Origin of the sequence: Hahella sp. KA22, from assembly GCF_004135205.1 — a bacterium.
In the GTDB taxonomy this organism is placed as follows: Bacteria; Pseudomonadota; Gammaproteobacteria; order Pseudomonadales; family Oleiphilaceae; genus Hahella.
On record NZ_CP035490.1, the window covers coordinates 3,048,051 to 3,062,048 of the forward strand.

At 56.2% G+C, this 13,998-nt stretch carries 12 protein-coding genes; 8 read left to right on the forward strand and 4 right to left on the reverse strand.

All coding sequences use genetic code 11. The annotated features are described in order from the left end of the window. Nucleotides 1-12 precede the first annotated feature (12 nt). The 8 genes from purF to cysG all read left to right on the forward strand — a co-directional run bounded on the left by purF (nt 13) and on the right by cysG (nt 10,821). Nucleotides 13-1,533, forward strand: coding sequence for an amidophosphoribosyltransferase (purF, locus tag EUZ85_RS13665; RefSeq protein WP_127969816.1), 1,521 nt, complete (start codon nt 13-15; stop codon nt 1,531-1,533). Between the two features lie 213 nt (nt 1,534-1,746). Continuing rightward, the gene (locus EUZ85_RS13670) at nt 1,747-2,970 is read left to right on the forward strand and encodes an O-succinylhomoserine sulfhydrylase (RefSeq protein ID WP_127969817.1); all 1,224 of its coding nucleotides are present in this window, start codon (nt 1,747-1,749) and stop codon (nt 2,968-2,970) included. Nucleotides 2,971-3,212: 242 nt separating this feature from the next. After that, a complete protein-coding gene (locus EUZ85_RS13675; RefSeq protein ID WP_168199902.1) occupies nt 3,213-5,705 on the forward strand; it encodes a DNA translocase FtsK in 2,493 nt (830 codons plus the stop codon). Between the two features lie 5 nt (nt 5,706-5,710). Continuing rightward, nucleotides 5,711-6,340, forward strand: a complete 630-nt coding sequence (gene lolA / locus EUZ85_RS13680) for an outer membrane lipoprotein chaperone LolA (RefSeq protein WP_127969818.1) — start codon at nt 5,711-5,713, stop codon at nt 6,338-6,340. Next, nucleotides 6,337-7,683: a replication-associated recombination protein A gene (locus EUZ85_RS13685; RefSeq protein ID WP_127969819.1), complete on the forward strand. Its 1,347-nt coding sequence runs from the start codon at nt 6,337-6,339 to the stop codon at nt 7,681-7,683. Before lolA ends, EUZ85_RS13685 begins: the two co-directional genes overlap by 4 nt. 27 nt (nt 7,684-7,710) lie before the next feature. Then, complete coding sequence (crcB, locus tag EUZ85_RS13690; protein ID WP_127969820.1) at nt 7,711-8,094, forward strand: fluoride efflux transporter CrcB; 384 nt, start codon at nt 7,711-7,713, stop codon at nt 8,092-8,094. 25 nt (nt 8,095-8,119) lie between these two features. Continuing rightward, on the forward strand, nt 8,120-9,403 hold the full coding sequence (serS, locus tag EUZ85_RS13695) for a serine--tRNA ligase (protein WP_127969821.1): 1,284 nt from the start codon (nt 8,120-8,122) through the stop codon (nt 9,401-9,403). Between the two features lie 8 nt (nt 9,404-9,411). Beyond that, entirely contained in the window at nt 9,412-10,821 is a 1,410-nt protein-coding gene (gene cysG / locus EUZ85_RS13700) for a siroheme synthase CysG (protein WP_127969822.1), read from the forward strand. Between the two features lie 74 nt (nt 10,822-10,895). Here cysG and EUZ85_RS13705 read toward each other — a convergent pair whose 3' ends face one another. From EUZ85_RS13705 to modA, 4 genes are all read right to left on the reverse strand, one after another. Continuing rightward, nucleotides 10,896-11,351 (reverse strand): bifunctional diaminohydroxyphosphoribosylaminopyrimidine deaminase/5-amino-6-(5-phosphoribosylamino)uracil reductase RibD, encoded by a 456-nt coding sequence (locus EUZ85_RS13705; protein ID WP_206618052.1) that lies wholly within the window; start codon nt 11,349-11,351, stop codon nt 10,896-10,898. Between the two features lie 23 nt (nt 11,352-11,374). Beyond that, complete coding sequence (gene modC / locus EUZ85_RS13710; protein ID WP_127969823.1) at nt 11,375-12,451, reverse strand: molybdenum ABC transporter ATP-binding protein; 1,077 nt, start codon at nt 12,449-12,451, stop codon at nt 11,375-11,377. Continuing rightward, nucleotides 12,448-13,140, reverse strand: a complete 693-nt coding sequence (gene modB / locus EUZ85_RS13715; RefSeq protein WP_127969824.1) for a molybdate ABC transporter permease subunit — start codon at nt 13,138-13,140, stop codon at nt 12,448-12,450. Before modB ends, modC begins: the two co-directional genes overlap by 4 nt. 62 nt (nt 13,141-13,202) lie before the next feature. Further along, on the reverse strand, nt 13,203-13,970 hold the full coding sequence (gene modA / locus EUZ85_RS13720; protein ID WP_127969825.1) for a molybdate ABC transporter substrate-binding protein: 768 nt from the start codon (nt 13,968-13,970) through the stop codon (nt 13,203-13,205). Nucleotides 13,971-13,998 lie beyond the last annotated feature (28 nt).

Sequence of the window (13,998 nt, forward strand, 5' to 3'; positions counted from 1 at the left end):
AGGTAACCATACATGTGCGGTATTGTTGGTATTGTGGGTAAAGCGAATGTTAATCAGGACCTTTACGACGCACTCACCGTGTTACAACATCGTGGCCAGGACGCCGCGGGAATCGTTACCTTCCAGGACGACCGTTTTTTCCTGAGAAAGGACAACGGTCTTGTGCGCGACGTGTTCCGCACTCGCCATATGATGCGTCTGGTCGGCAGTGTGGGCATTGGTCATGTTCGCTACCCCACAGCGGGCTCTTCAAGTTCTGCGGAAGCCCAGCCTTTCTATGTGAACTCTCCTTACGGCATAACGCTTGCTCATAACGGCAATCTCACCAATGCGGAAGAGTTGGCTCGCGATATCTTTCGCACCGACCTGCGTCACGTCAACACCAGTTCCGACTCCGAAGTGCTTCTGAATATCTTCGCTCACGAGCTGCAGAAGCTGGGCAAACTGGTGCCGGAAAAAGACGACGTGTTTGCGGCGGTTAAAGCTGTGCATAAGCGCGTGAAAGGCGCCTACGCCGTCATCGCCATGATTACCGGTTATGGCATCGTTGCGTTCCGTGACCCTAACGGAATTCGTCCCGCCTGCTTCGGCAAGCGGGAAACAGCGAAAGGGCCTGAGTACATGATCGCGTCAGAAAGCGTAGCGCTCAGCGCGCTGGGCTTCGAACTGCAACGCGACATTGCTCCGGGCGAAGCAGTTTATATTGAGACCGATGGCAGTCTGCACACGCAACAGTGCGCGGAGAACCCGAAACTGAACCCCTGTATTTTCGAGTACGTGTACTTCGCGAGACCTGACTCCATCATGGACGGCATCTCCGTCTACAAGGCGCGTTTACGCATGGGAGATCATCTGGCGGAGAAGATTCATCGCCTGCGTCCTGATCACGATATCGATGTGGTGATGCCGATTCCAGACACCAGTCGCACCTCCGCCATGCAAATGGCGTTGAGCCTGGGAGTGAAATACCGGGAAGGCTTTATCAAGAACCGCTACATTGGCCGCACCTTTATCATGCCGGGACAAAACCAGCGTAAGAAGTCCGTACGTCAAAAGCTGAATCCGATTGCGCTGGAATTCCGCGGCAAAAATGTGCTGCTGGTGGATGACTCCATCGTACGCGGCACCACCTGTCGCGAGATCGTGCAAATGGCGCGGGACGCCGGCGCCAGGAAAGTATACTTCGCCTCTGCGGCCCCCGCGGTGCGCTATCCCAACGTATACGGCATCGACATGCCTTCCGCCAACGAGCTGATCGCACACGGCCGTACGCCGGAAGAAGTGCAGGAGCTGATCGGCGCTGACTGGCTGGTGTATCAGGATCTGGAGGACCTGGTGTCATGCGCGCTGGAAGGCAATCCAAACATAGAAAAATTCGATTGCTCCGTCTTCGATGGCGACTATGTGACCGGCGATGTGAACGACGAGTATCTTCAGCGACTGGAAGCTATCCGTAACGACAGCAGCAAGTCCAAGCGTGACCAGGAATTGATGATGGCGCAAGCGCCCCTGGACCTGCACAACGACGACTGACCGTCGGCAGCGCCTTTTGTGCATGACGCTGGCCGCTATGCCAGCGTCTGTCGCGCTACTGTCCATTCAGCTGCGCTACGACTATGCAGTCGCATGACTACCCATTCAGCGGTCAATTCAATAGACTGCACGGAACAACGCTATAGCGCCGGATAGGGGAGGGCGCCCACTTGCTCTCCCCAGGCGGCTTCACTTCATATCCAGGAACAGACGATGTCAGGCAGAAAAACTGAAACCCGAGAACTTCTGCTGCCCCCGGAGGTAGACTGGCGCGACGCTACGCAGGCGATTCGCGCGGGCCAGATCCGCACTCAGGAGCAAGAGCACGCGGAGGTGATTTACCCCACTTCCAGCTACGTTTTCAAGTCGGCGGCGGAAGCTGCTGCGACATTCGCTGGCGATAATCCCGGCAATGTCTATTCGCGCTACACCAACCCCACCGTGCGCATGTTTGAAGAGCGTCTGGCGGCGTTGGAAGGGGCGGAAAACTGTGTGGCGACCGCTTCCGGCATGGCGGCGATTGTGTCCGCCTGCATGGCGCTGCTGAAAAGCGGCGACCATGTTATCTGTTCCCGTAATGTATTTGGCACCACACACGCTGTATTCGATAAATACATGAAAAAATTCGGCGTGGAGACCACCTTTGTTCCACTTACGGATATGGAAGGCTGGCGTGCGGCGATCAAATCCAATACCCGTTTATTGTTTATCGAAACGCCTTCCAATCCTTTGAACGAAGTGGCTGACATCGCAGCTCTGGCGCAGTTGGCGCACGCCAATGGGGCGCTGCTGGCGGTGGACAATTGTTTCTGTACGCCAGTGCTGCAAAAGCCGCTGAGCCTGGGGGCGGACTTGGTCATCCACTCAGCGACTAAGTATCTGGATGGCCAGGGGCGTTGCTTGGGCGGCGCGGTAGTGGGCGATAAGGCTTTGACGTCGGAAGTGTTGGCATTCCTGCGCTCCGGCGGCTTCACTATGAGCCCTTTCAACGCCTGGGTGTTCCTGAAGGGCCTGGAGACCCTGCCGATTCGCATGAAGGCGCATTGTGAGAGCGGCATGAAGGTCGCCCAGTGGCTGAATGAGCAAAGCTGGGTGGAGAAGGTGCATTATTGCGGACTGCCTGACCATCCTGGCCATGAACTGGCTACGCGACAGCAGAAAGGCTACGGCGGAGTGCTGTCGTTCAAGGTAAAAGGCGGTAGAGAAGAGGCCTGGTCGTTTATCGACAACACCAAGTGGATCTCCATCACCGCCAATTTGGGGGATGTGAAGTCCACTATGACGCATCCGGCGACTACCACTCATGGTCGTCTTTCCGATGACGACAAAGCGTTGGCGGGTATTTCCGAGAATCTGATTCGTCTCTGTGTGGGACTGGAGGATTTTGAGGATATTCGTGAGGATCTGCTGGCCGGCGCAGCGGCGTTGGACGCTTGATTTTAGACGCCGGGGCGGCTGAAAGTCCCGGCGCTTTTCGTCTGACCCCGCCTGATACGACAGCCAAACCGTCGAAAAATGCATCTCCCGCCAACTTGAGCTAGAATAAAATCAATATAAACAAATAGATAGAGCGCAATTTTAATTTTTGGCGTTAAATTCTATTAATGCGCGGTTAAGCTGGGTTCACCTAGACTCCCGGCTTGTGTACACTACTGAATATTTAGCCAGCTAAAATCCTTATGCCAGCAGATATAGAAGACAACAGAGCGAAACGCTACCTGGAGCAGGGGCTCCGCGAAGGGGTATTGATCGCTTGTGTTACCATCGCCGTTTATCTGGTGTTGGCCCTGGTCTCGTACAATCCTTCAGACCCTGGCTGGACCAGCACAGGGCAGCATTCCCAGGTCGTTAATTACGCAGGGCGCGTCGGCGCCTGGATTTCCGACGTACTGCTGTACTTCTTCGGTTACGTCGCCTATTTGTTTCCCTTTTTGTTCGTCTTGCGTTCAGTGCAATTGTTTCGTCAGCGCCATATGCGTCATCCCATCAACTGGTGGATGGTGGTTATTCGCGTCGTCGGCCTGATTGTGCTGGTGTTGTCTGCCTGTTCGTTGCTGACCATGTATTCGGTCAGTGGCCTGAATTCCAGCTCTGGCGGCATTGTTGGCGCGGAAGTCGCGGGGATGGCCGTCGACACCTTTAACATTATCGGCAGTACGCTGGTATGGGTGGCGCTTTCTTTGTTCGGTTTCAGCATCGCCACCGGTTTGTCCTGGTTGAAGATCATGGACTGGATCGGCGCCAAGACACTGGCGCTGTTCCGTCGCATCGGCGAAGAATTTTCGTCCGCGAAAGAAAAGATGGGAGAGCGCGCGGAAGCCCGTCGTGAAGAGAAAGCCAGATTGGAAGCTGAAGCGCCGCCTCCCAAGCCTAAAAAGGCGAAACGGGAAGTGAAGGACTTTGATGATGAAGATGACCGTATTCCGTTGTTGGACTCTCGGGTCAATGTCTCTGAAGAACAAGAGACCAAAAAGCGCTCGCTGCTTAGTTTTGGTAAAAAGAAAGCCGAGACCAAAGTAGAACCCAGTTTGGGCGATACTATGGACGTAGATAGTGAAACGCCCGCGGACAAAAAGATCAAGATCCTGCCTTTTCAGAAAGAAGCGGGAGGGGAGAGCAAGCGAGCCAAGCGCGCATCGCAACCATCCCTGTTTAACTTTGCGGAAGGCCCGTTGCCGTCCCTGAATCTGTTAGACCCGCCTGAAACCTCGAAAAAAGGCGGTTATTCTCCGGAAGTGCTGGAAAACCTGTCGCGTCTCCTGGAGGTGAAATTGAACGACTTTGGCGTCGTCGCCGAAGTGGTGGAGGTAAACCCCGGCCCGGTGATCACCCGTTTTGAAATCCAGCCTGCGCCTGGCGTCAAAGTCAGTCGCATCAGCAATCTGGCCAAGGACCTCGCGCGTTCGTTGGCGGTGATCAGCGTGCGTGTGGTGGAAGTTATCCCGGGCAAGTCCGTGGTGGGTATTGAAATTCCAAACGAAAACCGCGACATGGTGCGTTTGCGAGAGGTGTTGTCCTCCAAAGCCTATGATGATTCCAGCTCGCCATTGTCGCTGGGACTGGGCAACGATATCGCAGGTAATCCGGTCGTCGCCAATCTGGCGAAAATGCCGCACTTACTGGTGGCGGGCACCACGGGCTCCGGTAAGTCCGTGGGCGTAAACGCCATGCTGATCAGTATGCTTTACAAGGCGACCCCGGAAGAACTGCGCCTCATCATGATCGACCCCAAAATGTTGGAGTTATCCATCTACGATGGCATTCCTCATCTGCTCACTCCGGTAGTGACGGATATGAAAGAAGCCGCCAATGCGCTGCGTTGGTGTGTAGGGGAAATGGAGCGCCGTTATCGCTTGATGGCCGCCATGGGCGTCAGGAATATCGCGGGCTTTAACAAAGTTGTGAAAGACGCTATCGCTGCAGATGAGCCCATTCGCGACCCATTGTGGAAGCCGGGCGATAATGCGCTTGGAGAAGAGCCGCCGATGCTGACTCCACTGCCGTTTGTCGTGGTGGTTGTGGACGAATTCGCCGATATGATGATGATCGTCGGCAAGAAAGTGGAAGAATTGATCGCCCGTATCGCCCAGAAGGCGCGGGCGGCGGGAATACATCTTATCCTGGCTACCCAGCGTCCGTCGGTGGACGTTATTACCGGTTTGATTAAAGCCAACGTGCCGACCCGTATGGCGTTTCAGGTGTCCTCTAAGATCGACTCCCGCACAATTTTGGATCAGGGCGGCGCAGAGCAGTTGCTGGGACACGGCGACATGCTGTATTTGCCCCCTGGCACCGGCCTGCCAATCCGAGTCCATGGCGCCTTTGTCGACGATGACGAAGTGCATCGCGTGGTGGATGATTGGAAACAACGGGGCGAGCCTGATTATCTGGACGAAATTCTCGACGGCGCCACCGACAGCGAGTTTGTCGCTAGTTTCGATGGCGGCGGCGACAATAACAACGGCACCGAGAAAGACGACCTGTTTGATCAGGCTGTGGCCTTTGTGACTGAAAGTCGCAAGGCGTCCATATCCGCCGTGCAGCGTCGTCTGAAAATTGGTTACAACAGGGCGGCCAACCTGGTTGACGCAATGGAGGCGGCGGGCGTGGTCTCGTCCGCAGGCCATAACGGCTCCCGGGAAGTTCTGGCTCCACCTCCTCCTAGAGATTGATATCCATGAAATTATTGAAACTACTCTCCGTGGCGGCGTTGAGCGCCGCCAGTATGATGGCGAACGCGGCGGGCGTGGATACGCTCTCCGGCTTGTTGAAAAATGTAGAAACCTTCACCGCCAACTTCACGCAGACCATGCGCTCCCAGAGCGGGCAGGTGATGCAGGAAGTGTCTGGTACATTAAAAGCCAAGCGCCCAGGCTTGTTTTACTGGAAAACCAAAGCGCCTTTGGAACAGACCATTGTGACGGACGGCCAACAGGTCTGGATTTACGATCCGGATCTGGAGCAGGTGACGATTCAGCATCTGTCGCAGCAACTTTCCAACACCCCGGCGCTGCTGCTGAGTGGAGAGGTTGGCAAGATTGATGAACAGTATCAGGTGGAGGAGCAGCCAGAATCACAGCCGGGTCAGGTGGATTTCCTGTTGCGCCCGAAAGGCGTTGACTCTCTGTTTGACACGCTGCAACTGAGCTTTGTTAATGATCAGCTGGTAAGTATGAAGCTGAAGGACTCTCTTGGTCAGCAAACCAGCCTGTTCTTCACTGGCGTATCGGTAAATCAAACCATTAGCGAAAAAGCCTTTCACTTTGAGATCCCTGATGGCGTAGACGTTATCCGGGAGGCGCCTTGACGCTAAACCTGTTCGAATCGGAAGAGCGTCGCCGGAGCGCGCAGTATGCGCCTCTTGCGGCGCGAATGCGTCCCCGCGTCATTGATGAATATATTGGGCAGACGCATCTGCTGGATGCAGATAAACCGTTACGCAAGGCGCTGGAGCGCGATCAACTGCACTCAGTGATATTCTGGGGGCCGCCTGGCGTGGGCAAAACCTCTCTCGCCCGGCTGGTGGCGGGATACACGGGCGCAGAATTCATTACCTTGTCCGCTGTGCAAAGCGGAGTTAAGGAAATTCGCGAAGTCAGCCAGCGCGCTCGCGCAAACTCCCAAAGCGGGCGCAAGACCATTGTGTTCGTGGATGAAGTCCATCGTTTCAATAAATCCCAGCAGGACGCCTTTCTCCCTTACGTAGAAGAGGGCGCTTTTGTTTTTATCGGCGCCACCACGGAAAACCCCTCTTTTGAGCTGAATAACGCACTGTTGTCACGGGCGCGGGTGTATCCATTAAAACCGCTCACCATCGATGACCTGACGGCGCTATTGCAACGGGCTCTGACCGATGCTGAAAATGGTCTGGGACAAACCTCCTGGAGCTATGACGCCGATCTGCTACGCATGATCGCTGAAGCCGCCAACGGCGATGCGAGACAGGCGCTGAACATACTTGAAACCATGTCTGATCTGGCGGACCCAGGCGAGCAGGGTGGAATTCTCTCCCGTGAACTGCTGGCGTCGGTGATGCAGGTTTCACTAAAACGCTTCGACAAAGGGGGAGATGCGTTCTACGATCAGATTTCCGCATTGCACAAATCCGTACGCGGCTCCAATCCTGACGGCGCTTTATATTGGTTCGCCCGTATGTTGAACGGGGGCTGCGACCCATTGTACGTCGCCCGCCGCGTCGTGCGGATGGCCAGTGAGGATATTGGCAACGCCGACCCACGGGGCCTGGATCTCGCGCTTTCAGCCTGGGATGTACAAGAGCGACTGGGCTCCCCGGAAGGTGAGCTGGCGATTGCTCAGGCGGTTGTTTATCTGGCGTGCGCACCGAAGAGTAATGCGGTTTATAACGCCTTTAACGCGGCGATGAAGCTGGCGGCGGAGTCGCCGGATTATCCGGTTCCCGTGCATTTACGCAATGCGCCGACCAAGTTGATGAAGGAAATGGGCTACGGCAAAGAATACCGTTATGCTCATGACGAACCCGGAGCCTATGCAGCCGGCGAGACGTATTTGCCCGAAGAGTTGGACGGCCTGCGTCTGTACCATCCGGTGGAGCGGGGTCTGGAAAGCAAAGTTAAGGAAAAGCTGGAATACCTGCGGCGTCTGGACGAAGAGTATCAGAGCCGCTCCTGAATCACCTGAAATCTGTCCGTGATCATTATGAGCGTTCCCCATCTTGTGTATGTTGCTCTTGGCGGCGCGTTCGGCGCCGTCAGCCGGTATTTTATCGTGGCCTGGGTCAGTAACGTGGCTGGGGCCAAATTTCCTTGGGGGACGCTGGCGGTGAATCTGCTTGGCTCGTTTCTTCTCGGGACGGCTTTTGTGTATGTGGTGGAGAAACTGCATGGACAACCTGAGCTGCGATCTTTGATAATGGTGGGCTTTTTAGGCGCGTTGACCACGTTTTCCACCTTTTCGCTGGAAGCCTGGAGCCTGATGCAAAGCGATCAGCTGTTGCAAGGCCTCGCCTATATTTTTATGAGCGTTATACTATGCCTCCTCGCCGTGGGCGCAGGTATCGCTCTGACTCGGCTTATTCTTTGATTTAAAAAAATTACTGGACGAATTCATGTTAGATCCAAAATTGCTTCGCAACAGCCTGGATGAAGTGGCTGCCAGACTAAAGACCAAACGCTATGACCTGGACGTGGACGCGTTCAGTCTATTAGAAGAGCGGCGCAAGTCCGTTCAGGTCCGTACTGAGGAACTGCAAAGCGAGCGCAACAGTAAGTCGAAGAATATCGGCATGATGATGAAGCAGGGTCAGGACCCGCAGCCGTTGAAAGACGAAGTGGCTAAAATCGGCGAAGAGCTGGAGTCCGCCAAAGCGGAGCTGCAGGACATCCAGGACAAACTGGACGACCTGCTGCAAGGTATTCCCAACCTGCCTGACGCCGCTGTGCCCGAAGGGGCAAGTGAAGACGACAACGTGGAGGTGCGTAAATGGGGAAGCATCCGCGAATTTGATTTTGAGCCCAAGGACCATGTTGATCTGGGCGAGAGCCTGGGCCTGTTGGACTTCAACAGCGGCGCCAAGCTGGCTGGCTCCCGTTTTGTGGTGATGCGCCGCGAACTGGCGAGACTGCATCGTGCGCTGGCCCAGTTCATGCTGGATATTCACACCACCGAACACGGTTATCAGGAAACCATGACGCCGTTTTTGGTGCATGCGCATGCGTTGCAAGGCACCGGACAGCTGCCCAAATTTGAGGCGGACCTGTTTAAAGTGCCGGGCGAACATGACTTTTATCTGATCCCTACTGCGGAAGTGCCTGTCACCAATTTGGTGCGTGAAGAGATTTTGGACGCCAAAGAACTGCCTCTGAAAATGACCAGCCATACCCCCTGTTTCCGCAGTGAAGCGGGCAGCTATGGCCGCGATGTGCGCGGAATGATCCGTCAGCACCAGTTTGAGAAGGTGGAGCTGATTCATGTGGTGGCGCCGGAGCAGTCTGATGAAGCTTTGGAAGAGCTGACCGGCAATGCGGAACGAATCCTGCAATTGCTAAACCTGCCGTACCGTGTTGTAGCGTTGTGCGGAGGCGACCTGGGCTTTTCTGCGGCGAAAACCTATGACATCGAAGTCTGGTTGCCGGCGCAGAAGAAGTACCGTGAGATTTCTTCTTGCAGTAACTGTCGCGACTTCCAGGCGCGCCGCATGCAGGCGCGCTGGCGTAACCCGGAAACCGGTAAGCCGGAGCTGGTGCATACGCTGAATGGTTCTGGATTGGCGATAGGGCGTACTTTGATCGCTGTGCTGGAGAACTACCAGCAGGCGGACGGCTCCATTTTGGTGCCGGATGTGCTGGAGCCATACATGGGCGGCGTGAAGGTGATCAAACCAGCTAACTGAGGTAATTGATGTCCACACAACTACAGACCTGGGACTTCCTGCCCATATCCATGAATCTACAGGGCAGGGAATGTCTTGTAGTTGGGGACACTGAGCAGGCGGTGCGCAAAACCGACCTGCTGTTGCGCGCAGGGGCCAAAGTCCGGCTCCTGGGCGATGCGAATGCACCGGCGCTCGTTGAGAGCGCTGCCGTGCTCGAGGCCATTACCCTTACTTCTGAACCCTTTCATCCTGAACTGCTGCAATCGTGTGCGATGGTCGTCGCGGCATCCGATTCCACGGACTTGAATCAACAAGTGGCGCAAGCCGCCCAGGCGCGCGGGATTCCGGTCAATGTTGTAGAACAGCCGGAACTTAGCAGTTTTATCTTTCCCTCTATTATCGATCGTCACCCGGTGTTGGTGTCCGTCACCAGTTCCGGCGGCGCGCCTGTATTGACCCGCTTGCTGCGTAACCGTCTGGAGTCGCTGATCCCCCATGGTTTCGGCAGGCTGGCGGATTTGGCGATGGAGTTCCGGGATAAAGTCCGGGCCCGTTTTGGCCATATCAACCAGCGGCGTCGCTTTTGGGAGTCTGTACTGGAAGGCGTCGTTTCCGATCTGGTGTTTTGCGGGCGTACGGACAAAGCCAGGGCGATGCTGGATGACATGTTAAGCGGCGAGCAGGCGGATGCCATTACTGATGCGGGTGAAGTGTATCTGGTGGGCGCCGGGCCGGGCGATCCTGACTTGCTGACGTTTCGCGCGCTGCGCTTGATGCGTCAGGCCGACGTGGTGCTATACGACCGTCTGGTGTCGCCGCAGATTCTGGATCTGGTGCGTCGCGACGCCAAGCGCATCAACGTAGGCAAAGCCCGCTCCAACCATACTTTGCCGCAGCAGGAAATCAACGCCATGTTGGTGGAGTTGGCTAAGGAAGGAAAACGGGTGTTGCGCCTTAAAGGCGGCGATCCCTTTATCTTTGGGCGCGGCGGAGAGGAGATCGATCAACTGGCGGATGCGGGCATCCCGTTCCAGGTTGTGCCCGGAATTACCGCCGCTTCAGGATGCGCAGCCTATTCCGGAATTCCATTGACCCACCGAGATCACTCGCAATCGGTGCGTTTTGTGACTGGCCACCTGAAGTCCGACACATGCGACCTGCCGTGGCATGAGTTTGTGCAGGACAATCAGACCCTGGTGTTCTATATGGGATTGGTGGGACTGCCTGTTATCAGTCGCGAGCTGATCGCCCATGGCATGAAACCCTCAACGCCAATCGCTCTGGTATCCAGAGGCACGCTACCGGATCAGCAGGTTCTGGTGGGAGAGCTGGGCAGTATCGCCAGGAAGGTCGAGGAGCAACAGATTCCTGGTCCAACCATCATTATTATCGGCGATGTCGTGACCTTGCGTGATCGTTTGCGCTGGATGGATTAAAGATGTCGATCAGGCTCCGCTCTTATGGGCGGGGCCAATACAACCCTTGTCAGTTCTAGTTCTAATGTAGGCGCTCAGAGGCTTTCCCCGTTATCCGGACGCCACAAATACGCCTCAAGTTCCTTGCGTACCTCATTTTCCAGTAACCCCACCACCACTTCAGCTCCTGCTTGTTTGAGGATATCAATGCCGGCCCCGCGATTTTTCGGATGAGGGTCGATCATGCCTACGTATAGAGTACGTATGCCTCGCTTGACCAGCGCCTGAGCGCAGGATGGCGTGCGGCCGTGGAACGAGCAGGGCTCCAGGGTGACGAACGCGATGACCTCGGCGCTCGGATCAAGCAGGTTTTGCAACGCCATAGCTTCGGCGTGAGGTTGTCCTGGCGCGCCGGTATAGCCTGATGCGACAACCTGGCCGTTGCGCGCCAGTACGCAGCCCACAGGCGGGTTGGGACGGCAATGCGCGATGGCTTTGCGGCCTTCGATAATGGCCAGCCGCATGAAACGCTCCAGTTCACTGTTTTCCATCAAACTTTATCTCTCCAAGGGGATCAGTCGATTAAGGCTACGCTTTTCACCTGGGCGTAGACCTGCATGCCTCTCTCAATATGCAATTGATCGATGGAGCGGCGGGTGACGCGGGCGAGAATGGTTTCTTCTCCCAGAGCCAGACGCACCACTACCTGGGACGGCTCCCTGTCCACATTGATATCGATGACTTTCACCGCAATGCAGTTGGAGATACTGCTCAACTCCGGCGGTTTCAGCGCGAGGCTGACGTCCTTGGCGTGGATGCGCAGTCTGACTTGCTGGCCAATCGGTCCCTGTTTGTGATGCACCGCCAAAACCCCTCCAGGAACGCCCAGCAGGGTTTGGTGGTACTCCAGGTCATGAGCCTGAATATTGGCGTGCACGACGGCGCTGGCCTCCTCCAGATGCGCCAGAGGCAGGTCGGGGCGGGTGAGCAGCTCGTTAATGGGGCCGCCGGCGCGGACGCCGCCATGGTCCAGCAGCACCAGATGCGAAGCCAGGCGCATGACTTCATCGGGCGAGTGGCTCACATAGAAAACGGGAATGTCCAACTGCTGAAACAGCTCATCCAGATAGGGCAGGATTTCTTCTTTGCTCTGCAAATCCAGGCTGGCCAGAGGCTCGTCCATCAACAGCAGTTTGGGGCTGGTGAGCAAGGCCCGGCCTATGGCCACTCGTTGTCGCTGCCCTCCAGACAATGACTGGGTATTGCGTCCGATCAGGGGCTCCAGTTCAAGCCAGCGAATGACCTCTTCCGGCGCCACCCTTCGCTCCCACTGTGGAATGCGATGATAACCGTAAAGCAGATTGTCCATGACCGAGAGATGCGCGAACAGGCTGGGTTCCTGAAACACATAACCCAGGGCGCGGCGATGCGGCGGTACGAACAGGGTCGCACTCTGCCAGACTTCGTCTTTAATTTGCAAAGCGCCCTTTTCCGCTCGTTCGAGGCCGGCGATAAAGCGTAGCAGCGTGGTTTTGCCTGAGCCGGAACGGCCAAACAGGGCGGTGACTCCCTGACCCGGCGTGGTGAACGATACGTCCAGAGTGAAGTCGCCTTTGTGAGAGAAAAAAGAGGCGGAAATATCGTCGTTCATGCGATCACCTTCGCCGGCTTGCGGATAATCTGCAACGCCAGCAGCACCGTAAAGGAAAAAATCAGCATGCCGGCGGAGAGGATGTTGGCCTGGGTGTATTCGATGGCCTCCACGTGATCGTAAATGGCCACGGACAGTACTTTGGTCTCACCAGCGATGGCTCCGCCGATCATGAGCACGATGCCAAATTCGCCAATCGTGTGGGCGAACACCAGCACGGCGGCGGTGATCAGGCCGGAGCGGGAAAGCGGCAGCGCGACGGTCATGAAGCGATCCCAGGGTGACGCGCGCAAGGTGGCGGCTACCTCCAGCGGGCGGGCGCCGAGGGTCTCAAAGGCGTTCTGAATGGGCTGTACGGCGAAGGGCAGGGAGTAAATGACGGAAGCGACCACCAGACCAGGAAAAGTGAAGGGCAGCACGCCCAACCCCAGAGCCTGGGTGATCTCGCCAATCGGTCCTTTAGGGCCTAACAGCAGTAACAGATAGAAGCCCAGCACTGTGGGCGGCAGCACCAAAGGCAGGGAGATGATCGCCTCCAGCGGACGTTTGCTCCAGTGTCGGCTCTGCGCCAGTCCCCAGGCGATAGCCGTGCCCAGCGCCATCAGAATCAGGGTGGTCAGCCCCGCCAGTTTCAGCGTGATCCACACCGCCTGCCAGTCGACCAGCCCCTGGACGCCCACTGCATTCATCTAATCAAGTTCCTTATGCCGGATATCGGGATGAAATAGGGCGTCATTATCGGCATTTCTCCTTATTCTTCAACATCGTAACCAAAGGATTCGATGATTGAGCGGGCGCGGGGGGATTTCAGATAGTCGATAAACGCCACCGCAGCTGGATTATCCTGACCTTTGGTCAACAGGACGCCTTCCTGCCGGATCGGCGCATACAATGATTGAGGAACCAGCCAGTAAGCGCCGCGTTCGGATTCATCCATGGCGATCACCTGCGACAGCGCGACGAATCCCAGCGTCGCGGCGCCGCTATAGACGAACTGATAGGTCTGCGAAATGTTTTCTCCAAAAACCAACTGGGGGCGCAGCTGTTCGTGTAACTTGAGCGATTGCATGGTTTTGATCGCGGCGGCCCCGTAAGGAGCGGTCTTGGGGTTGGCGACAGCCAGTTTGCCTTTGTTGATTTCCAGCCACTGACGGCCGTCTTCGCTCGGAACGGGGTCTTTGCTCCATAACGCCAGACGTCCGCTGGCGTAAACGAAGTCGCTTCCCTCAACCGCCACTCCGGCGTCTATGGCTTTTTTGCTACGTACGTCGTCCGCCGCTAGAAATACCTCAAAAGGCGCGCCATTAGTAATTTGCGCGTAAAGCTTGCCGGTGGAGCCGAAACTGGGTTTGAGGCGGTGTCCGGTCTGCGCCTCGAAGTCCGGGGCCAGCGCTTGAATGGTGGACGTGAAATTGGCGGATACCGCGGCCAATACTTCACCGGCATTGGCCAACGGCGCCAGAAACAAGGCGATGAACGTCGTCGCGATTGCGCGAGCGATAGTAAAGCGTGTCAACATGTACAGATCCTTTTCCTGTTGATAAGCC